This window comes from Amphibacillus marinus (assembly GCF_900110345.1).
GTDB lineage: Bacteria > Bacillota > Bacilli > Bacillales > Amphibacillaceae > Amphibacillus_D > Amphibacillus_D marinus.
This window is the reverse complement of record NZ_FODJ01000005.1, coordinates 195,618-218,030: the sequence shown is the minus strand read 5'-3', so window position 1 is coordinate 218,030 and position 22,413 is coordinate 195,618. Positions and strand designations below refer to the sequence as shown.

Genomic DNA, 22,413 nt, shown 5'->3' with positions numbered 1-22,413 from the left:
TATTAAATAACCTTAAAGATTATGTATTTTTTAAACAGAAAAGTTATAATAGTAATTAAAAAAAGGAGTGCAACTTATGCGTGTTACGATAAATGAAACTGAGGTTAGTTTATTTAAAGGCGCGACGCTTAAGCATGCCTTATTAAAATTTGACCAATCGCTTTACCATCGGGTGTTAAGTGGAGAGATGGTGATACGCGATCAAGAGGGAAATCAAACCGACGTCTACGGTGCAGCAATGGCAAACTGGTCCTACTACATTATTAAAAAATAACAACTTAGCACACACCAACCATTATACGGACTTTCTACCAATCAATTAAATACGGCAAAAGTAGGGAGTTTTTTTAATAGGGGCTTAAGTCTTAATGTAAAAGCTTTAAGATTGTGAGGAGATTTAACACGCACATCATCATTGACATGGTCAATCACTTACTAATCCTATCGCAAAGCAAATAGCGTTGAAACCATAGAATTGGAATCAACGCCGTCATCTAGTCGTTAGACTACTTTTTTTAAGATAGCTAGTCATGCTTATTTGCTAGACTAGGTAAATAGCAGTGGATAATTTTTATAAAGCTAGAATGCCCGTACAACAGATGAGTTAGTTCAATTGTTTTTTTCGGTTAACGCTTAAAATTAAGCCAATGTAAATTGAGAAAATTACAGTAAACTGGCCGCCATAGCTAATGAATGGCAATGGCACACCTGCAATTGGTAACAAGCCAAACATCATGCCAGTATTCCAAACAATTGAAAGACCAATAACAGTCGTCCCTAATACAACAAGGGTCTGGCCGAACGGGTCTTTTGTCTGCCATCCTATCTTAACTAGTCGACCAAGCAATAGAATCAGTAGCGAAAGCAGGACAGCACCAAACAACCAGCCTAGTCGATTGACAAGATAGGGAAAGATTAACTCAGTGTGAACAAGTTCATAGCCTCCCCATTCTGAACGATTGCCAAGCATCGTCGATTCCTTAAATAACTGTCTAATTTGAAGATAAAGGTAGGGATCGCCCTGTTCATTTGGAAAAAAGAATCCACTTAATCTAAACTGAACATAAGCTGAAAATTGCGTCCAAGTATAAACGGCAAAAGCTAATCCAGTTGCTAACTGCACAGTCATTATGGTCAGTTTTTCTTTCCAGCGTAAATTAGCAAACAACACCATTATTGTTAACGTGATAAAGTAGAAAACGGCAATTAGGAAAGTAACCTGATCGATAAAGAAATAAATCGGGAGCCAATACATAAGTGTGGTATAGCTATACAACTTCCCCTGCTTCATTCTACTATTAAGTAACCCTGCAAAGCCGAGCAGGTAAAATAGCATGGTAAACCAATTGTTTATGTTCCAATTAAATAAAAAAATAAATGGCCGACCACTAATTTCACTACCAAACAATTCCATCGTAATTGTTAATAGCCCGCCCATCACCAATGTTATATACCACCACTTTAACAAGTAACGATAGTTTATGAACATGATTAAAAGTGTAATCGCTAATCCAATCGTGCCAAAAATGAGTTGCCTTGAAAATAGCGGCATATGATTAATGTGACTCGGAAAGGTAATAACATAAAAAATGATAACGCCTAGACCTAATATCATAACGTAGTTACTTAATAATAACCAATCAATAGTAGGTTTATGAATTTTAGCCATTTCTTGCCCAACTGTAAGTGGATTACCCATCCCTTCAATGACTTTAGCTTCTGCTTCTTGCTCTTGATAGCCTTGAGACATTAAAGCATCAATTCTTTGTTCAAAATGATAGGTTAATTCTTGTTCTACAGCCGCTCTCGCTTTCGTTGAACGAATCGACTGCGTAACTTGTGCTAAGTAGCGCTCAACCTGCTGTCTCATAGCTGATGTCCTCTTTTAAAGTAGGAAATGGCCGGAACACGCTTACCTGACTTTTCTAACCGCTTTAACTCCTTTTGCCCAAGACGATCAAGACAATACGTTTTCACAGCATTCTCTTGGTCCCAGCTTCCTTTAATCCACTGCTTTAACTCCAACTGATGTAACGTGACATAGAGCTGACCTTCTTGATACTGCACACTATTAATAATGAGCTCATACAGCTGATAACCTGTTAGTGCTTGGCTAGCTAGCCGCTTTAAGATTGCAAAATCAAGCTCTGCCTTTGCTTCATGTTCAGCTATTGCTAATGTTTGTTTCTGTTTCTTATTAGAAAAACGTGCCTCTTTAAAAACCGTCTCATTCATCGCTTGCTTAAGATTGTTCAATGGATCGTTCATGGTAGCCCTCCTGTTCTAATTGTTTTCGAAGTATTTTTCTGGCACGATTAAGCCTTGCCTTGATCGTGCCTTCCTTAGACTTGGTTATCTTTGCAATCATTTTAATTGATAAGTCTTCATAATAAAAAAGAAAGATCACCTCACGATACCGAATAGGTAACGCTAACACCGCATTCACCAGTTGCTCATTTTGAGCAGTTTCACCAGCTTGAAGTGAGACACTATTTGCCACTGATCCTTGTGTATGCATTACTTTATACTCATTTACGAGCACATGACGATAATGCCAGCTTTTTAAATAATCCTTACAATGATTAATTGCAATTCGATAAATCCATGTTTTAAATGAAGAATCAAAATGAAAACTGTCAATTTTCCGATACACTTTTAAAAAAATCTCTTGTGTTAAATCCTCTGCCGTTGCATGATCCTTAACATATGTATAAGTAATTCTCTGCACCATTTGCCCATGCTGATTAATCACTTCCTCTAGCCAATCCAACTCCGTACTAATAAATTGCTCTGATAGGGTTAACCCTGATTCTGACATTATTGTATCACCTCCAATTACTTATTTTGACGCTAGTGATTTAAAGTAGGTTGCATATAGACCAGTTATTTTTTCATAAAAAAGTAAAGCAGCTGCGCGAAGTCTCTTTCACGCAACTGCCTTAACTATTCTCCACTAGCCGTTATTTTAAAATAAAGCGGGTCATTTGGTAAGAAAAAACCTTGTTTATTTAAATAATCACGGATATATTGTTCTACTGCTTCATCATTTTCTTCTATAAGCGCAATAATTTGTCCGACTGTTAATGCAAGTCTAAAATGGCGGTAGCAATCATCAACGATCACAAGCTGATATGTATCAGGTTCTGTTGCATGCTTTCGGAGATCAAAGCTATAATGGTCCTCTAAATCTTGAAAAATACGCGATACAGCGGTAATCAGTGTTTCAAATGGTAAGTGCCTCATACCGTTTCGATCAATCTTCAATTAATATCACTCCTTTTTAATCTTTGAACAACACCGCTAAAGAGTGACAGTCCCGAAAAACACCTCTTTCACAAATGATGAAAGAGGTGTCTCTGAGCGTATTCTTCATCATCCAAAGCAAGTCATTACTTTGCTGGTCGGGGCACCTTACCTTGGCAGGTTGCCGTGGAGTCACAGAGCCAGTTCTCTCGTCCACTCTTTATAAACGTATGTTGTTACGCTAATTATACCACAAAATGGAGGAAATGAAATGAAAAAGAATGAATAGGTTATTTAAAAATTTACCACAGCAAACACATTCGTTCAAACAGTTTGTTAGACAATTTAACTAGCTTTGTGAAACAGAGAAGACTACTGCAATTATCCAAAAATTTACATAAACCCAAAGTTAGGCTCTTTACGCTAACTTTGGGGTGCGGTCCAGTGTTCACTGGTTTTGATAACATGCTTAAACCATATACTTTCTTATTAACTCAACTTTCGCATCAACATATTCAGGTTCAGCTAAGCTGGCTGAAGGGTGGGCGAAGGATTAAGTTTACGGATTGACAGAACCAGTAGCTCGTTTGATAAATCAGTCCTTTCTTAAATAAAGCTATCGTTATTAACCCCTAGTGGGGATATGTTCGCTTTATCTCAGTATTAGAGCTACACCTTGTCGGTCGAAAAGATAGTAGAGGGCGGCTTTTGAAGCAGCAAATGTCAGCACCTTAACTGGATAACCGATAATAAGCACTATTTCCCCTTCTATTCCTGATTTTAAACGGATTCATTCATGATGAATATCCAATCAAGTGGGGATAAGCAATGGGTGAGACTCCTGCGGGAAGAGGATGAGCTGAAGATCCACTTTTGGCGCGCATTATGCGCCAAAAGTGGGTTGTTAGACTAAACCCGTCCCGTCCTGGGACAACGTCTAACTGACCTACATCCTGTAGGCCCGAAGCCAGCCCCGCGGAAAGCGATCCCATTGCTTTTCGGAACGACATAGCGCGTCGAACTGATATGAAAGTCAACATAGGTAGTGCATGCCCACTCCCCCAAACACGCGCAAGGCTTAATGACTGTTTACAGTGTGCGAAAGTTGAGTTATTAATATTTTAATCTATCCTTAACAACTTCACTATGCTAAGAGCAGCTAATTAAAAAGCTGAATGTTTCATCTGTAAAAACCGCATTAATTGGTTTCTACAAGAAATTGACGAACCAAGCTAATATAGGCCTCATTCTCTTCTATTTGTGGAGAGTGGCCACTGTTCTCAAAGATGACCAGTTTAGATTGGGGTACTTTGTCGGCAATTATTTCGGAGCAAATTACAGGAGTAATCCAATCATGCCGTCCCACCGTTACTAGTGTCGGTACTTTAATTTTTTCTAAATCATTAACGAGATTAAAATTAGGTTTGTTATGACTAAAAGCGAAATTATGGGTTTGGTAACGATAGTAAATTGATTCAATTCTTTGTTTAACGGCCGCCTCATCATACTTAACAGTATATAAAGGTTGAATCGCTGCAAACATTTCTTTTAATTCCTCATTTGAATCAACGCGCCCCTCAAATAGCTTCCTTAGCTTTTCCTCTGATACGCCTGGCAAATCACTTTCTAGCGCCCGATCAATTGATAAATGATCGAAATTATTACTTGGTGCCGTGTCTCTCAATAACACATGTGTGATGCTATCTGGATATCTCAAGGCATACTCTAGCGTCAGAAATCCACCATAAGATCCACCGAGAATTTTAATCCGCTCACCAACTAGCTCTTGACGTAGTGCTTCAATGTCTGCCGTCCATTGTTCGTGGGTAAACGGTGGTTTGCCCTCCGATCTTCCAGAACCACGCATATCAATAAAAACTAAGCGGTACGTGTCACCCAATGCTTCGAATGCCTTAATATCACTTCTACAATCCCCTAAGCCAGGTGCGCCATGAATAAAAAAGATCGTTTTACCTTCACTATTTCCATGTATTTCGTAATATAACGTATTATCATTAATCGTTATTTCCACATTGAAACCTCCCGATTATTTTTTAATAAATTTCGGATCTAACGCGTCCCTTAAGCCATCACCAAGAAAATTATAGGCAAGGACAATAATGGTAATTGCCGCTCCAGGAAGAACCCCTAACACAGGTGCAGTCCATAAATATTGCTGGGCATTTTGCAGTAGATTGCCCCAAGTTGGTGTTGGTGGCTGAATACCTAACCCTAAATAACTAATTGCACTCTCGGTTAGAATTGCCCATGCAATCATTAAGGTCCCCGAGACAATAATAGATGGCAACACTTGAGGGATAATGTATTTCACCAATACCCTTAATGGCTTTGCTCCGGCCGAATGCGCAGCTTCAACAAACTCATATTCCTTCCAACGCAAGGTTTCTCCATAAACTACCCGCGCCACCTCCATCCAGCCTGATAACGCGATGACAACCACAACCATTACAGGGGTAGTCCCTAAAACCGTTAATGCAACGAGAACAAAGAAGAAATTCGGAATCGCCATCATTGCTTCCGTAAAGCGCATTAAAATTGCTTCAGTAATCTTGCCAAAGAATCCAGCACATGCCCCAATTACTGTTCCAATTAGCAATGAAAACAGCATGGCACATAGCCCAACAAGTAAGGTAATCCTGCCGCCGTACATCATCCGGGCAAACACATCTCGACCAATATCATCAGTGCCAAATGGATGTTGCCACGACCAGCTTGCCAATGGTCCTGATGTCGTCATTTCTGAAGCAGAGTATGACCAGAACAGAGGTCCAATAAATACAATTAAGTGAATGAGCACAAGAAAGATAAACGCACCAAAGGCCACCTTGTTTTGCCTTAGCCCTGTCCAGAACGTATACTTCGGTGGACGGGCTGGTTTTACGACTTGTTCGTCTAGCTGTTGACTAACTATTTTCTCCATGTCTGATCACCTCCTATGCAACATTTTTAACACGTGGATCAATTTGTGAATAAATAAGGTCAACGAGAAGATTACTCACAATTACGACAAAGGTTATGATGACGGTAATCCCCATTACTAGTGGATAATCACGACTATTTGCTGCTTCAATAATTAATGATCCAATCCCTGTCCAGCCAAAAATCGCTTCCGTTATGACTGCCCCACTTAGTAGCCTTGGAATAAGCACACCAATAATGGTAATAACGGGTATCAGGGCATTTCTTAACGCATGGATATATAAAACGACAGCTTCTTTAGCACCTTTTGCTCTAACTGTCCGAATATAATTTTGCGAGATTACCTCTAGCATTGACGATCTGGTAAAACGAACAATATTAGGCAACACCGTCATTGATAAAATCACGACAGGCATAATTAAATGGCGCAAATAGGTCATTAACTCAAAATCCGCTCCCCTAGGACCAACACCAGATGAGGGAAGCCACCTTAATTCTACTGAAAATAATAGAATAAACATTAACCCGAGCCAAAAGGAGGGAATTGACAGACCAATAACACTCGTAAAGTTAATGACATGATCTTGAGCCTTGCCACGTTTAATGGCAGAAATAACCCCAAAGATTATCCCAATTGACACAGAAACAAGAATAGTAAATACCGTTAATTCAATTGTGTATGGTAATCTACTCATAATGCGCTGAATAACAGGTTCACTCGTATTAAAGGATGTTCCCAAGTCACCTTGGACAGCATTCACTAACCACTCACCGTAACGTACAATAACCGGTTGATCCAGACCAAGCCGATCAATAATTGCCTGTCGCTCCTCCTGCGATGCTTCCATCCGTACAACACTGGATGGACCACCAGGCGCCAAGTTAATGAGAAAAAAAGTGATCATGGTTACCATTAACATGAGGACAAGACTTTGCCCAAATCGATTTAATATATAACGGAGCATTGTTATCCTCTCCTTACCTTACATTAGTTAACAACGTTTATTCGATAAGATTTAACAATGATGGTGTTACCTAGACCAAGCTAGGAACACCACCAGTTTGTTTTTTTAAAAAATGGGTTACTTCTTAAGTGTTATTGCTCGATATACCATTCATTTGTATAGTAGAGTGCATCACCAAAGGCTAATTCAGGAATACCTTGCAATGACTGTTGTCTTACCTGTACCTCCTGTGGATACCATAAGAATAGGTATGGAAGCTCCTCAGCCATTAACGCTTGTGCTTCTAGATAAATCTCTTGTCGCTCTTCTACTGTGCTCGCTTGTCCACCAGCTTCTAATAGTGCATCCAAATCTTCATTGCGATAATTAGGGATGTTATTGCCCGTATCGGCATTATCCGAGTGCATATATGCTGTTAAATCTGGATCTGCTGGATAACGCCACCAGTTTAGTGACATTTCATAATCACGTTCAATAACGACTTGATCAATCATACTATTCCAATCCATTGTATTCAATTGAACATCAATTCCAACTTGAATAAGATACTGTTGGACCATTTGCGCAATGGTTTCTAAATCACCTTGGATACCAACATCAAAGCTAATCGTTAATGGTTCACCATCCATTTCAACAAAGCCGTTAGCATTCTCCTCATAACCAATCTCTGCAAGTAATTCTCTCGCACGATCTTGGTCGAAATCATAGCGTGTTACATCATCGGTATAATACTCACTTAAGATTGGTGCAATACCCGCATCTGCAATTGAACCATAGCCTTGTAAAATGGTATCAATAATGTTTTGGCGATCAATGGCATGCATGATCGCTTGGCGCAAGCGAACATCTTGGAACTGCTCAATATTTTGATTTAAGATTAACCAGAAGAAACGTGGTGTTTCTCGACCAACAATTGTAATATCATCAGCACTCTCTATTCGTTCAATCGCTGACGTATCATCTAACGCGAAAATATCAAGCTCACCACTTAATAATTGCGCAACGTGTGTGTTGGCATCAGCTAACACTTTATATTCAATTTCATCTAAATAAGCAACCCCATCAAAGTAATCTTCATTTCGTTCAAGGACAACACTTTGCCCTGACGTATAAGATTTTAGTTTAAATGGTCCTGTGCCAATCGGATTCTCTTTATTAAAGCTAGTTAAATCCCAAGGGTCCTCACCAGCAAAGATATGCTCTGGAATGATTTCAGTATTAAAGCTCAGGTATGCTGGTAAAGCTGCAACTGGTGAAGATAGATTAAAATTCACCGTAAATTCGTCAACAATCTCAACATTCTCAACATTATTGAAATAAGAGGAACTATTAGCACCAAGTTCACTGTTTAAGGTAATTTCATTAAAAGTATAAGCAACGTCTTCAGCGGTAAATTGCTCACCATCATGCCAGTTGACATCATCACGCAAATTAAACGTCCAGACAAGACCATCTTCAGTGGTTTCCCAGCTTGCTGCTAAGGCTGGTGCTGGTAACCCGTCTTTCCCAAACTTGGTTAAGCCATTAAATAACACCCGGTTAATTACATTTGACTCAGCATACGCATTTGGATGCCAAGGGTTAAAGGTGGGATCAGCAACAATCGGGATCGAGACCCGTCCACCCTGACTAGGTCCATCTCCTGTCTCATCTACTTCTTCAGTACCATTATCATTCGTATTATCGGCTTGCCCACCTTCATCACCGTAAGCACACGCCGTTATAATAAAAAGAAAAGAAATTAAACTAATTAGAAATAGCCATCGTTTTGTCATTTTAAAATTCCCTCTTTCATTTTTTATTTTGCCCAAGTATCTTCTAGCACACGAATAATATTTGTTCCAATTACTTTTTTAATATCAGCATCACTATAGCCTTTCTTTACTAACCAACGTAAAATGTTCGGGAAGCATTCCGCTGGATTCTCTAGACCCTGCACATACTCGACTCGTTTTACATCAGATTTCTGTGCGCTCTTAATTGATAATTGTCCAGAAAGTGTATCATGTAGCCCAACATGATCACCAAACAGGGTATCGGGACCAAATGCGACATGGTCAATGCCGACAAGATTTGCGGTATACTCAAAATGCTCCATGAACGATTCAATATTGTGCTCTGGATGATTCGCGGTAACCGTTGAGTGTGGTGCTGCTTCAATGGCAATTACGCCACCTTTAGCTGCACAGGCTTTAATAACATCATCTGGCTTCATTCGGTTTGTGTTCCATAACCCGCGAGCACCTGCATGATTAATCGTTACTGGTTTACTACTCGTTTCAATCGTATCTAACGCTGTTTTGTCACCTGAATGTGAAACATCAATGGTAATCCCAAGCTTATTCATCCGCTCTACTGCTTGCTTACCAAAGACCGTTAAACCACCATCACTCGGCTCGCGTAATCCTGCACCAAGCTGATTTGCCTCTGAATAGACAATTCCCATCGTGCGAATACCAAATCCATAAAGGATATCGAGACGATCAAGCTCATTTTCAATCATGGTACATGATTCTAGTGCACCAACAAAGGCAATTTTCCCTTCTTTTTTAGCCCGATAAATATCTGACAGACGCTCGGCTTTAATAATCATGTCCTGATGGGCAATATCACTGTAGCGTAAACCAAGGTCATGAATGACATCGGACCATTTCCAGCCAGCAAGTGACGTTACCATAGCTGTCCCATCCATAAAGTTTTCAAAAATGACATCAAGTCCTGAGTTACTTAGGGCTTCATATGCCGTAAAATCACGACCAGTTCGTCTAAATTCATAAAATTCAGATAAGTTTTCTGGTGCAATAAAGGTATGCTCATGCATGGAGATGATCTGCTCTTTACTTAAGAGATCCTGTACCTTTTCTTCCTCAGCCTCACTAACTGGATATACAAAGGCAGGGACACGATCAATTTGCTTTGCTAATTTAAATTCCTGATAATCTTTACCTGCTTCTAAATATTGAAAGGCTTTGTAGCCATCATAATTTTTTTTGTTCCGATTAATAATTTGTTTAGACATGTTAAAACTCCCTTTTTAGATAAAATTGTTCATCATGTTGATCTGTCTGCGCTTGCGGTAACGAAGGAATGCTTCTTAACCTTTACGTTAACGAAAACCAGCTAATTGTTATGATCTTGCCTGAAATTTTTTACAATTTCCACGTGATATTATGCTAAAATGGAAGTGAGTGCTATGCACGCACTTTTTCCTTGTCTTGCATGGTTGCTATTGCTTCATGTAAGCTCTGCCCTTCTTGTAGAGGGTAGTGGCAGGAGACGAAGTGGCCGCTTCGGATCTCTTGCAGCTTAGGTTCTACTTGCTTGCATTGTTCTGTCGCGAGCGGACAACGTGTGCGGAAGCGACAGCCGGAAGGTGGGGATGCTGGTGAAGGTACCTCACCTTCTAAAACAATGCGATTTTTTCTTGCATCGGGGTTTGGATCTGGAACAGTTGACAATAATGCAGCTGTATAGGGATGAGCAGGACGATCAAAGATTTGATCAGTATCCGATAGCTCAACAATTTGCCCTAAATACATAACCCCTACCCGATCAGAAATGTGCCTGACAACATTTAGTCCATGGGCAATAAATAATAATGTTAAACCAAATTCAGCTTTTAACTTCATTAATAGATTAATAATTTGTGATTGAACAGAGACATCGAGTGCTGACACAGGCTCATCAGCAACAATAAATTCAGGATTTAAGGCAAGGGCACGCGCTATTCCAACACGTTGACGTTGACCTCCAGAGAATTCGTGTGGATAACTATCGTAACGACTTGTGTCAAGTCCAACAAGCTCGAGTAGCTCCTTGACCTTTTCTTCTCGTTCCTTTCCTTTATACAAGCCATGGATTTTGAACATCTCGCCAATGCTCTCGCCAATCGTAAAACGTGGATTAAGTGAACCAAAGGGATCCTGATAAATAATTTGCATATCATTTCTTATTTCACGTAGCTGCTTCTTGCTATATGTTAAAATATCCTCGCCGTGAAACAGCACTTCACCATTGGTTGGCTCCTGTAGCCTCAAGACATTACGTCCTAACGTAGACTTTCCACAACCTGACTCACCAACCAAACCTAATGTTTCGCCTTTATAAATAGTTAGTGAAACATTATCAACAGCCTTTAACGTCTTTGTTTCCCTTTTTAGTAACCCACCTCCCTTAATTTGAAAATGTTTAGCTAAATGTTTTATTTGAACAAGTGGCTGCTGGTTATTAGTGTGATTCGTTTGCTCCAACTGGCTCCCCTCCCTTTTCATGCTCATATAAGCTCTTCATTTTATCTACATGCCAGCAGGCAACTTGTCGATTTTGCATAGTTTCAAGTGGAGGCTGCTCTTGATGACACTGCTCTGTCGCAAGCGGACAGCGCGGTGCAAAACGGCAGCCAGCTGGTAATTCATTTAAGCTAGGAATACTTCCCTTAATTGACTTTAACAAGCTACCACGCTCGCCATCCATTGTTGGAACGGACTCTAGTAAAGCTTTTGTATAAGGATGATAGGGGCGCTTCATAATATCGTTTGTTTCTGCTATTTCCATAATCTTGCCAGCATACATAATGATAATACGTTGAGACATTTCAACGGCAACACCAATATCATGCGTAATTAGCATAATAGCCATGTTCTTTTCTTGCCGAATTTTCCGTAATAATTCTAAGATTTGGGCCTCAATTGTTACATCGAGTGCAGTTGTCGGCTCATCAGCAATTAATAGATCTGGCTCAGTGGCAAGTGCGATGGCAATCATTACCCGTTGTCTCATTCCACCAGAGAGTTCATGAGGGAACTGCTTAAGCCTCGTTTTTGGTTCAGATAAACCGACCAAAGTTAACAGCTCCTCTGCTCGAGCCATCGCTAGTTTCTTTGGTATCTTTTGATGAAATAAAATTGCTTCACTAATTTGCTTACCAATTGTAAAAACAGGATTTAATGCAGTTAATGGCTCCTGAAAAATCATTGAAATTTCTGAACCCCTAAGCTTCCTCATTTCCTCGGTCGTCTTCTTAGCTAGGTCTTCACCTTTAAAGTTAATCTCGCCCGCTAATATTTTGCCATTTTCATATTCAACTAGGCGCATGACACTCATTGATGTTACACTTTTTCCACTGCCTGATTCACCGACAATACAGATTGTTTCTCCTTCCTTAATTGCAAAGGAGACGCCGTCAACAGCTTTTAAATAACCATTTTTTCCACGATAGCCTGTAACAAGCTCGTTTACTTCAAGTATATTGGTCATTGTTATCCCCCTCTTTTCTATTTTAATTTTCAGAGTTTTTCAAATAAATAGTTTCTTCTTGTCGGAAAAACGACCTTGCTAAGAACCGCGGACAATTCAAGGCAATATTTCATTAATATCGTTGCCGTCATTTCAATATTGGACTCCTCAAGTCGATATGCTGGACCGGCTACAGATAAAGAACCGAGCACCTGATTTTGATAATCAAACAAGGGAGCTGAGATTGCGCCGACCTCATGAATCGTTTCGCCACTCGTATAAGCCCAACCCTGTTGTTTAATTATTGCTAATCGTTGTAAAAAAACGGATACTGACTCAATTTCCTCTGCCTTTGAGTCTATTCCCTGTTGAATAATACCGCCTTGATGGTCTTCAGGTAAATTAGCTAAAATAACCTTGTGCGAAGCCCCTTTATACAAAGGTGACCGCTTTCCAATTGATTCAGCGAAGCGCACCTGGCGATCACTTTCGACAATCTTCATAAAAACACCCTCGTCTTGATCGAGTAATGTTAACACAATGCTTTCACCAGACTCTAGCGCTACTTTCTTCATAATAGGATGAATAATTTCAGAGATCTTCAGGTTTTCCTCTACTACATTACTAAGCTCTAAAAATTTAATGCCTAATTCATATTTTTGCGTGTCAGGGTTTTTAAACAAATAGCCCTTCTCAGTAAAGGTTGTTAATAAGCGATGAACAATTGTATGGCTCATCTCTAGTTCATTAGCTAACTCCCTTAAGCCCCAGCAGGGTTTATGAATTGAGAACATCTCTAAAATGTTCAAAGCTTTCATGACCGTTTTAGAACTCAACAACACCCCTCCTTCCGGTTCTATAATCGAACCAATAGTTCGAATTTTATAATTATTTAAAATATTATCACTTTTTTAAAAAAATACAAGACCAATGAGAGCTTTTATTACAAAAAAGTTGCATATTTATTAAAAACAATTTGTTAAACAACTTTACGAAAACGATGAAAAAAAGAAATGACCATTCTATGATATTAAAATACGAACACCGCCATCATGGCGCTGGCTAAAATAATACTAGGCAAGATTTACAAAGGAGTGTGGGCATAATTATGAAGGCTTTGGTGCTATTACGCGATGCGTTTTATCACGACTACCCAGCATTTAGTAGCAGTTTAAGCAACATGGGTGTTGAAGTGAAGGAAATGAAGGATACAGATAAGGGCATTAATCGCCAGCTTCTCCTTAGACGAGTAGCAGATGTTGACATCATTATTGTTGCTGTTGTCCAAATTGACCGTGAAGTTATTGATGCAGCCAAACAGCTTCGTTTCATCTTAAAATTCGGTGCTGGCATTGATAATATTGATGTTCCCTATGCTCAACAGAAAGGAATTGCCATAGCAAATGCCCCTGGTCAGAATGCTACCTCAGTGGCTGAACTTGCTTTTGCTTTTATGCATACATTAGCACGTCAAGTACATCTTAAAAATGAGCAGGTTAAGCAAAAAAAATGGCAATTATCGTTAGGAACTGAACTTTACCAAGCTAACCTTGGCATTATTGGATACGGGGCCATTAGCAGGCAGATTATTCAACGTGCCAAAGGCTATGAGATGAAGGTGCTTGTTTATAGTAAGCATGCCAATCGAGCTGAAGGAATAGCTTTCGTTACTTTAGCAGAGCTCCTTGCTCATTCTGACTTTATTATTCTAGCTACCTCACTGACAGTTAACAATGCCGGGATGATTAATAAAGAAGTCTTACAGAAAATGAAAGCTGGCGCATTTTTAATTAATGTGGCAAGAGGCGGGTTAATTGTTGAGGATGATCTCAGGGAGGCCCTATTAAACGGAACACTGGCAGGGGCTGGCTTAGACGTATTTAATCAGGAACCACCTACAAATGACCTACCAACCCTGGCTAATGTCATCGCCACACCTCATATTGGCGGTGCGACACGGGCTGCAATCTTTCGAACAGGACAGGTTACCTTAGACAATGTTCAACGTATTCTTAATAATGATGCGCTTCATTATCAAATTAAAGAAATATCCGATCAAAAGCTTAGCTAAAAAAATAAGAAACTCGCTCTAACTGAGCGAGTTTCTTTAGTTTAGCGACTAGCAGCAGTAGCCGCCGCCACCTACACCACCATAGAATGATGCACCGATAATGATTAACAAAATAAACAACACAATGAGTAAAGCAAATCCTCCACCATAGCCTGGTGCAGGAGTGCCACAACCTGGGTTACCCAATTTGAAGACCTCCTTTAAGTCATTTCACCAGTATTATATGAGGATGTGGCAATTGCGGAAGGGGCATTCCCCCATTTTTTAAAAAATATTGGTGTTGCAAAAGAAAAACCAGTATGACTGCTATTTGTTAGGCGATCATTCATGAATTTAATAGCTACTTACTTGTGCTTTTTACATAGCATATACTTATATTTCGTTCATTCCTTGGTGATTTATAACAGCGAAGGTGACAAAAGAATTTCTAGTCAGACAAATATCACCTAAAAAATCACAAAAAAGCAACCAGTCCGAACATGCTTCATGATACAATAAGAAGCATACATATTACTCTAGGGGGGAACAAAAGTGGATGGACTACGCATCTATGTTATATTGGGGCTTATTGTCGGCTCAAGTGCTGTATATATGTGGATAAGAAAAAGAATTAGCTCACGTTACCTCACACAAAAGCTAACCGCGTTAAACACGACACACTATCACGTACTCGAACATATTAACAAGCAAAATACGCAGATTGATTACCTAATTGTATCAATCTACGGAATTATTGTGGTTAAACAAATTAACTGGACAGGTGAAGTAATGGGAACAGAAGAAGAGGAAAATTGGGTACTTAAGTTTAACAAACAGTTGAAAACGATTAAGAACCCCTTACATGAATATAAACCATACATTCAAGAGCTGGCAAAGCACCTAAAGCTACCGACCAAACAATTTCATCAGATTGTAGCTGTTTCGAATCAAGCCACACTCTCCGTTGATCAGAGCCTCATTAAGAACCAACAGGTCTGCCACTTTGATCAATTAGTAGCAGCCATTACGCAAATAAAGACACCTATTTTATCGAAAGAAAACGTTCAACTCTTTGCAGAACAGCTAAAGCAAGGTTAGTAAATCCCGCAAAAGTTAGCTTTCCTTTCTAACTTTTGCGGGATAAGTTTAATTATCGGCTAGACATACTGATGGAGCCGCTCTAAGCGCTCTTGTTCAGTTAGCGGTCGAGCATCATCATAGCTTGCGTAGCAATCAATAAAACCATATCGACCAATCTTCGTTAGTAACTCTGTGTTTTCATAATCCGGTAAGGTAATGCCTGGCGCTGTCATATAACGGCGTGCCATCGCCTCACTTAAGGCTTGTGGATCTGCTAAGCATTGATACCACTCCGCCATATCCATGTCCTCGCGATAAGCTTTCGATAATGATGCAATTGCTTTTAGCACAACCATAGCCTCATTTAGTAAAAATTGTTTGCGTTCAACGACAATTGGGTCGGTCAACACTTTTTTAAGTTTGGCCTCATGATCTTTAAATAGCTTAGCAGATCGCCGAACAATCTTGGCACTTTCAATCACGTCATCTGCCGTAGCTGCATGGCTCGCTTCACAATAGCTAACCAAATGAAACATGTTCGGATCAAAAATCATTTGAAGAAGCGTAGTTCGGGCAAGTTGAAATTTAGCTACCTCAAGATCAGTACTAAAATGTTCAATTCCAGCTCGTGCCTCCAGATAAACATTTGCTTGATTGCCTTCAGGTCTAATTTGCTCAATTATTACTTTTGCCGCCGCCATCTTGGCTAAATCAGCATAATCGCCAGTTTCAGCGGGTTTATTAAATTGATGCTGAAAAATCATATCCTTAACGCCTGAAGCATACATAACAGCAGCAATTAATGCGTAATCGACTACGAATAAAGCGTCATGGATAAAGCGCGAAGACCATTGATTTGGGTCATTCATTTCAACTGGAATATTCTTTGAAGCAAGATATTCAACCGTTTCAATATGTTCTTGAATTGCATCTGGTACTGACAGCGGGCCCCGACCATCTAATTGGCTAAACCAAAACAAAGGAACAGCCTGATGCGCCCCTACTAACATACCTGTTTCTAAACAGGTATCAACAAATGGCTTTAATTGATAGACATGGGCATAAGGTTTTACGGACGGAAAGTTCCCCCGCCGTGATGCCTCAAATAATGCAGCTAACTCTGCTTTATTCTTGTAAGGAACACCCCCATCATTTTTGTAGATTTGAAAGGCTTGTTCATTACCGAAATAACGCTGGGAGAGATCAGAAGACCCTAAAGAAACCTCATCCACAGCGCCCTGTTCAGCTAGTTTGATAATCCCCTGTACGGTTGGGTCGATTGAATCGCTTGGAATACCAAAGTGCGTTCGAATCAGGGGAATGGCTGATTCTTTCATTCGGTTCGGTAAGTGTTTAAGTGCATCCTCAGACGGTTTTTTTAATGGTTGTTCTGACAAATAGCTGTTTTGGTCAACTACCTCGCTAGCAAGCTCATCCAGAAGGGGCACCTTTTTCGGGTTAGCTTCTTGTCTAACTAACTCAACGATCTGATCTCGTTCATGCCCTTGAGCGACTTGAAAGAAATTCAGGGTCTGATTTGTCTTAACCTCTATTTGTTTATCAGAACCAATTAATTCGATCGGGTACTGCTCAAGTAAACCACCATTAGAAATGGCATCAAGGGTTAAGAACAGACCTGAAAACCCAACCCTCCGCTCCGGATCCTTAAAAAGTCCAGCCTCTTCCATTCTTTCGAGAAATTTCTTCAGTTCACTCAGTGCTGGTTCAACACTCAACCGATAGCTTAAGCCAATAAAACGGGGATTCTGATCAATTAAAGTCTTTATTTTCTCATCATCTGATAATGCTGGTGGTAGAATCATATACGCAATACCTGCAAGCTTTGCTAGCTTAGCAGCTTTGTGAATACCTACCGTGTGGGGATCATTCCCTAGAGTCAACCCGATAAATAAATTGTTCATTTATACCACTTCCTTATCTTCAACATCACCGATAATTTTAAAATACTCCCCTTTTAAATAGCGTAGAATAAAATCAGTTGAGAATTCACTCAAGTCGCGCCAATCGGTTGAATCCGTACGGTTAAAAAATTGATCATGTAGATCTATTATTTGCTTGATCGGCGTTACATCCAGGCCAAGCCGTTCACCGATTGCCATGATTGGTACGAGACCAGTTGGCACATCCTCCTCAACATACCTAACCTGAGGGTAGGAGCGGTTATGATACGTTTTCGTTCGACTAATTGCTCCTGCCAACCCTTCATCAGTAACCCTCTCGACATCATAGGTATAGGCTAGCCAATGCTGAGCAGAAAGGATCGAATCATTTATTTCCCTTAAGTAATCATGACGAATCTGCCGAAGCCGATCAATATCGTCGACTTGTTCCTCTTTTACTCTTAAATGATCCATAATTAGTTGAAAACGATCTTCATTTGGGCTGTCCGCCAACCCGAATACTGTTAAACCGAGCATATCAGCTATCTTTAACCGAATTTGATCAATTTGCTCCAAATGGCGAGCAACTGGTCCGTTATTCGCGATCCCTTTCGTATAGAAGGAGTAACAGTCACCATCCTGCTCCGCCTTAACAATAGCCGCGTAGTTTAATAGATAGGCAGTTGGATGAAAGATAGCCCCAATATTGCCAATCGAAGTCGTTGCCGGAATCTGATTAACCAATGCTTGGGGAAACAATTGCATTAACAAGTCAATTTGATAAGGTTTAAACTCCCCCTCTAACGATACAAGCCAGCTTCTCTTTCTTCGTTTAATAAAAACACTACCATCCGTTGGTGCTTTACAAGAGTATGGATTGGTAGAGAAACAAACGAATGGGTAGCCCTCACCAAGAATATCCCATAAGTAAGGCACTGCAAAGGTCCGTGATGGGGATAGAATAATCGGTATCCGCTTATTTAATATTCCCGCATCCTTTAACTGCTTAATCGTCTCTTGAACAAAATGTGACGGGTGTGCCACAATAATAAAATCCGATTCAGCTACGAGCTTGTTTAAATCATGCCCAACATTATCCTCATTTAATGATATCAGCTGAGCTGATTCGCGATTTCCACTGTCGGAGCGTTCTAAGAAGATCCCCTGTTGTTGAAGAACTGTCGTGACAAAGCGCTCGCCGTTATCCGATCGCCTAGAATAGCCATAGACTTCATGGCCACCCGCAATGAAATCGACCAGATAAGCCCTTCCTGATTGAGAGCTTACCGAATGTATACCTATTTTCATAACGTTCACCTCGATTTAAAAATAATGGAACTTAAATACACGATCGTAAGTGAATGCTTCCCTTAAACAAGAACCCTATCGGCCGATTTTAAGCAAAAAAATAGCACACACCTTAACAGGCCTGCACGCTTTAAAACGATAGCTCGTGCTTGTCTGTTCACCTAAGTTAATGCATTCAACGATCATGAAACCAAGATAAATAACTTCGCACGACTTATAATTGTTCAACCGTTTCCTTCCCTCACCCCTTCTTAGTAAAAAAAGCTACCCAAACTGTTATAACAGTAACTAGAGCAATTTTCACCCGTCAATTTGATTTGATTATAGCACCTTATCTTTGCAATGAATACAACTATTTTCTCCAATTCTAAAATTTTTTTTAGCTGATAGATATGGCTGTGTATAGATGCTGTTTAGTATTTTTTCCCATTTACACCTAGATAAAAAAGGGCTCTTATTCGACACCTTACATAACCCATAACTTGGTGGTATAATCATATTGTACCTTTTAAAAAACTTGAAAAAGAAAGCAAACAGAGAGGGGGATTTGATGGTTAAATATCGTAGTGTAGTTGGTATTATTATTCTTAACATTGTAACCTGTGGCATTTATAGCTTATTTTGGTTATTCGCTATTACGGAAGAATTAGGCTATCTCACTGATGACCATGATTTCACTGGGGGTAAAGCACTCTTATTCACCATTATCACTTGTGGTATTTATCAGATTTACTGGTATTATGTTGTTGGCCGCAAAGTATCTGAGGTTCAGCGCAGACATAATGACTATGCAGCCGATAATGGATTTTTATACTTAATATTAGCGATTTTTGGACTAAGTATTGTTTCCGACGCTATTATCCAATCAGAAATGAACAGATTTGCTTAATTATATAGTGGAAGATTTGGTTATCCAGATCTTTCACTGTATGCATAAGGATGTGTATCAATGGTTCCATTTAAAAAACGACTAACAAGAAAAGCTCTGCTACCTCTCTCATTAGTCGGGGGCGGTATCCTTTATTTAAAAGTACTTTCACCTTATTTTGGAATTCATATTCCCTGTCCATTCTATTCAGTAACTGGACTATATTGCCCTGGTTGTGGCATAACACGCGCTTCTTTAGCCATATTAAATGGCGATCTTCATCAAGCATTTCGTTACAATATGGTCATCTTTCTGGTATTGCCACTCCTGCTTATTAACTATCTTCTTGAACAGAAGGGACATCGACAGGCAAGCAAGTTATTGCTGACAAGTTTACTGGTCATAACTATCCTTTTTGGTATCCTACGAAATATTCCACTTTTTTCTTATTTGGCTCCAACTAACCTATCTGGTTAGTCTTTTTTCTTATAAAGATTAATCCCTTCTGCTGTATCTTCCACATAAATGTCTGAGTCATACTTGCTTAGCAAATAGCAATAGTAAAAGTCTCCAATACAGCCTGAGGTGTGAATGGCAAACATTAGATAAACCGCAACTCCATTAACACCTAGCAAGTAGGCACCAGCTAAACCTAAAGATATGATAACAAACGGCATCAAAATAATAACTAAAAATTGGTTACGCGGATAGATTGCCCCTGGGCTTGTTGCATATGCCATCCCATTTTTAAAGCCCAGCTTTACCTTAGCTTCTCGTTTGTAAACCTTAAAAAATAAGGCATGAATACACTCATGGATAAAGAGCACAACAATAATTAACACACCAAATAAAATTGGACCAAAAGCATGAAATGTAAGAGATATTGGTCTATCGGTAAAGAATGTTGGTAATGCTATGCCCATCATGAGCAAGATGAACAGGATAACCGACCACACATTTAATTTCAGAATTAATTTCTTATTATGTAACAGATTAAGTGAATGAAGTAATGTTTTCTCCAACTGCTTTCCCTCCCTTACTATACGTTAGCAAATTCAGCGGAGAATTGCCACCGGTTTAATCGGTTGATTACAGTTAGACTGCTATAAGAAAATTACGTTTAACCTAGAACACTATTCCTCCTCCCACCTTAACGCATCTCGCACTTATGTTAACCTAAAACGCCATCCTTCCGACCACATTAACAGAATCAGCCCTTGTTAATCATCCTATCCAAATTAGCAACCTAATTAGGCAATTTATATCAAAGAAAAGACGTTAGTGATTGCATTTTTCATTTCAAAAATTATGAAATGAAAAACGCTCCACCAACGTCAATTAGTTTTCAAACGAAGTACTTTAGCTATAATTCTTCACCATTCGTCTCGATAACTTGCTGATACCAATAGTAGCTTTTCTTCTTAATTCTTCGTAAGTCCTTTGCATCATCTTCATCACGGTTAACATAGACAAAGCCATAACGCTTCTGGTAGCCATTTAACCAGCTTAATAAATCTGTAAATGACCACGCACAGTAGCCGATTACCTCAACACCATCAGAAATCGTGTCTTGAATAGCCTCAATGTGTGATTTCAAATAAGCAATACGATAGTCGTCATTAACGACATCACCTTCCTCAAGCTTATCAAACTCACCTAGACCATTTTCGGTAATAAGCACCGGTAAATGATAGCGCGTGGCAATTCGACGCAAACCAATTCGTAACCCTTGAGGATCAATATCCCAATCCCAGTTTGTTGACTCAACAAACGCATTTGAAGTTGTCTTAAACAAGCCGGGCACACCTGATTCTTTTGTCGTTCCTTTTTTACCAGTTGTATTCTTAAAGCCGCTTCCAACACCATTTTCAAATGGGTTATGTTCCACCGTAGTTGTTCGATAATAATTTACCCCGATAAAATCTGGCTTAGCAGCAGCGAGCAATTCAAAATCACCCGTTTCAATTGTTGGTGCCAAACCATGCTCTTCAAGATAGCGCCAAGCTGTAATTGGATACTTGCCCCATGCGTAGACATCCATCCAGAAATAATTCATTAAATCCTCACTATTCTCAAAGGCTAAGATACTCTCTGGATCAGAATTTTTTGGATAATATGGTTTATAAGCAAAGCTCGGGCCAATCTTGCCATTAGGCACATACTCTCTAAATGATTGAATCACTTTAGCGTTTGCTAAGTTAGCAATATGATTAGCGTGATACATCCGTTTTTTATCCTTAATACCCGGTGGGTGTAATGCTGTTTCATAGCCGTAACTAACAAAATAGTTTTGTTCGTTTAACGAAATCCAATATTTCACACGGTCACCATAACGTTTATACAAGGTTATGGCATAACGATTAAAGTCATCAATTATTTGTCTGGATTCCCAGCCGCCATAAGCATCCATTAAAGCCTGTGGAATATCCCAATGATACAGGGTAATCATTGGCTCAATATCATACTTTAGCAACTCATCAATTAACCGATCGTAAAAGGCCAAGCCTGCTTCGTTAACTGCTCCATTGCCCGTTGGATAGATACGACTCCAGGCAATTGAAAAACGATAAGTCTTCAGGCCTTGCTCAGCCATTAACCGCACATCTTCCTGATAACGATGATAATGGTCAACAGCTACGTCACCATTAGATCCTTTAAATGTCGTCCCTTCTATTCTAACAAAGTTATCCCAAACTGATCGTCCTTTACCCTCAGCATCCCATGCGCCTTCGACTTGATATGCTGCTGAAGCTGCTCCCCAAAGGAAATCCTTTGGAAAACCTTTTTTATTTAAATGTTCCATTTGTATTTCCCCTTTATCTT

22 protein-coding genes and 1 riboswitch are annotated in these 22,413 nt (G+C 39.6%); of the genes, 5 read left to right on the top strand and 17 right to left on the bottom strand.

All coding sequences use genetic code 11. The features are described 5' to 3' along the window. The first annotated feature begins 76 nt into the window (after positions 1-76). Entirely contained in the window at positions 77-274 is a 198-nt protein-coding gene (locus BM000_RS09130) for a hypothetical protein (protein ID WP_091497129.1), read from the top strand. 330 nt (positions 275-604) lie between these two features. Here BM000_RS09130 and BM000_RS09125 read toward each other — a convergent pair whose 3' ends face one another. From BM000_RS09125 to BM000_RS09070, 12 genes are all read right to left on the bottom strand, one after another. Further along, positions 605-1,870, bottom strand: a complete 1,266-nt coding sequence (locus BM000_RS09125; RefSeq protein ID WP_091497127.1) for an FtsW/RodA/SpoVE family cell cycle protein — start codon at positions 1,868-1,870, stop codon at positions 605-607. Next, positions 1,867-2,268 (bottom strand): helix-turn-helix transcriptional regulator, encoded by a 402-nt coding sequence (locus BM000_RS09120; RefSeq protein ID WP_091497124.1) that lies wholly within the window; start codon positions 2,266-2,268, stop codon positions 1,867-1,869. The genes BM000_RS09125 and BM000_RS09120 overlap by 4 nt, the downstream gene beginning before the upstream one ends. Further along, a complete protein-coding gene (locus tag BM000_RS09115) occupies positions 2,243-2,818 on the bottom strand; it encodes a sigma-70 family RNA polymerase sigma factor (RefSeq protein ID WP_091497123.1) in 576 nt (191 codons plus the stop codon). Before BM000_RS09115 ends, BM000_RS09120 begins: the two co-directional genes overlap by 26 nt. A 125-nt stretch (positions 2,819-2,943) precedes the next feature. Then, positions 2,944-3,264 (bottom strand): hypothetical protein, encoded by a 321-nt coding sequence (locus BM000_RS09110; protein ID WP_091497120.1) that lies wholly within the window; start codon positions 3,262-3,264, stop codon positions 2,944-2,946. Between the two features lie 102 nt (positions 3,265-3,366). Beyond that, positions 3,367-3,472, bottom strand: a riboswitch (SAM riboswitch). A gap of 969 nt (positions 3,473-4,441) precedes the next feature. Further along, positions 4,442-5,275, bottom strand: coding sequence for an alpha/beta fold hydrolase (locus tag BM000_RS09105; protein ID WP_091497117.1), 834 nt, complete (start codon positions 5,273-5,275; stop codon positions 4,442-4,444). Between the two features lie 15 nt (positions 5,276-5,290). After that, positions 5,291-6,184, bottom strand: coding sequence for an ABC transporter permease (locus BM000_RS09100; protein WP_091497115.1), 894 nt, complete (start codon positions 6,182-6,184; stop codon positions 5,291-5,293). A gap of 13 nt (positions 6,185-6,197) precedes the next feature. Continuing rightward, the gene (locus BM000_RS09095; RefSeq protein ID WP_091497111.1) at positions 6,198-7,148 is read right to left on the bottom strand and encodes an ABC transporter permease; all 951 of its coding nucleotides are present in this window, start codon (positions 7,146-7,148) and stop codon (positions 6,198-6,200) included. Positions 7,149-7,279: 131 nt separating this feature from the next. After that, positions 7,280-8,923: an ABC transporter substrate-binding protein gene (locus BM000_RS09090; RefSeq protein ID WP_091497110.1), complete on the bottom strand. Its 1,644-nt coding sequence runs from the start codon at positions 8,921-8,923 to the stop codon at positions 7,280-7,282. 23 nt (positions 8,924-8,946) lie between these two features. After that, complete coding sequence (locus BM000_RS09085) at positions 8,947-10,167, bottom strand: dipeptidase (RefSeq protein WP_091497109.1); 1,221 nt, start codon at positions 10,165-10,167, stop codon at positions 8,947-8,949. Between the two features lie 172 nt (positions 10,168-10,339). After that, positions 10,340-11,419 carry an ABC transporter ATP-binding protein gene (locus tag BM000_RS09080; RefSeq protein ID WP_245751619.1) on the bottom strand — a complete coding sequence of 360 codons (1,080 nt, stop codon included), beginning with the start codon at positions 11,417-11,419 and terminating at the stop codon, positions 10,340-10,342. Next, a complete protein-coding gene (locus BM000_RS09075; protein WP_091497106.1) occupies positions 11,376-12,404 on the bottom strand; it encodes an ABC transporter ATP-binding protein in 1,029 nt (342 codons plus the stop codon). The genes BM000_RS09080 and BM000_RS09075 overlap by 44 nt, the downstream gene beginning before the upstream one ends. Positions 12,405-12,433: 29 nt before the next feature. Next, on the bottom strand, positions 12,434-13,219 hold the full coding sequence (locus BM000_RS09070; protein ID WP_091497103.1) for an IclR family transcriptional regulator: 786 nt from the start codon (positions 13,217-13,219) through the stop codon (positions 12,434-12,436). A 272-nt stretch (positions 13,220-13,491) separates the two neighbouring features. Between BM000_RS09070 and BM000_RS09065 the strand changes: the two genes are divergently transcribed. Beyond that, entirely contained in the window at positions 13,492-14,454 is a 963-nt protein-coding gene (locus BM000_RS09065) for an NAD(P)-dependent oxidoreductase (RefSeq protein WP_091497100.1), read from the top strand. 48 nt (positions 14,455-14,502) lie between these two features. Here the strand turns inward: BM000_RS09065 and BM000_RS09060 are convergent, their stop codons facing one another. Further along, positions 14,503-14,640: a YjcZ family sporulation protein gene (locus BM000_RS09060; protein ID WP_091497097.1), complete on the bottom strand. Its 138-nt coding sequence runs from the start codon at positions 14,638-14,640 to the stop codon at positions 14,503-14,505. A 345-nt stretch (positions 14,641-14,985) separates the two neighbouring features. Here BM000_RS09060 and BM000_RS09055 point away from each other — a divergent pair, with 345 nt between their 5' ends. Next, positions 14,986-15,531 (top strand): nuclease-related domain-containing protein, encoded by a 546-nt coding sequence (locus tag BM000_RS09055; RefSeq protein WP_091497095.1) that lies wholly within the window; start codon positions 14,986-14,988, stop codon positions 15,529-15,531. Between the two features lie 59 nt (positions 15,532-15,590). On the opposite strand, the gene BM000_RS09050 is transcribed toward BM000_RS09055, so the two are convergent. Further along, positions 15,591-17,435, bottom strand: a complete 1,845-nt coding sequence (locus BM000_RS09050) for a hypothetical protein (RefSeq protein WP_091497092.1) — start codon at positions 17,433-17,435, stop codon at positions 15,591-15,593. Next, entirely contained in the window at positions 17,436-18,722 is a 1,287-nt protein-coding gene (locus tag BM000_RS09045) for an NAD/NADP octopine/nopaline dehydrogenase family protein (RefSeq protein WP_091497090.1), read from the bottom strand. Between the two features lie 550 nt (positions 18,723-19,272). On the opposite strand from BM000_RS09045, the gene BM000_RS09040 reads away from it, so the two are divergent. Further along, positions 19,273-19,611, top strand: coding sequence for a DUF4234 domain-containing protein (locus tag BM000_RS09040; protein ID WP_091497088.1), 339 nt, complete (start codon positions 19,273-19,275; stop codon positions 19,609-19,611). A 60-nt stretch (positions 19,612-19,671) separates the two neighbouring features. Then, positions 19,672-20,067, top strand: coding sequence for a DUF2752 domain-containing protein (locus BM000_RS09035; protein WP_091497085.1), 396 nt, complete (start codon positions 19,672-19,674; stop codon positions 20,065-20,067). Here BM000_RS09035 and BM000_RS09030 read toward each other — a convergent pair. Both BM000_RS09030 and BM000_RS09025 read right to left on the bottom strand, forming a co-directional pair. After that, the gene (locus BM000_RS09030) at positions 20,064-20,612 is read right to left on the bottom strand and encodes a DUF3267 domain-containing protein (RefSeq protein WP_091497083.1); all 549 of its coding nucleotides are present in this window, start codon (positions 20,610-20,612) and stop codon (positions 20,064-20,066) included. The genes BM000_RS09035 and BM000_RS09030 overlap by 4 nt on opposite strands. A gap of 341 nt (positions 20,613-20,953) precedes the next feature. Continuing rightward, positions 20,954-22,393, bottom strand: coding sequence for a glycoside hydrolase family 1 protein (locus tag BM000_RS09025; RefSeq protein WP_091497079.1), 1,440 nt, complete (start codon positions 22,391-22,393; stop codon positions 20,954-20,956). Positions 22,394-22,413: the final 20 nt, after the last annotated feature.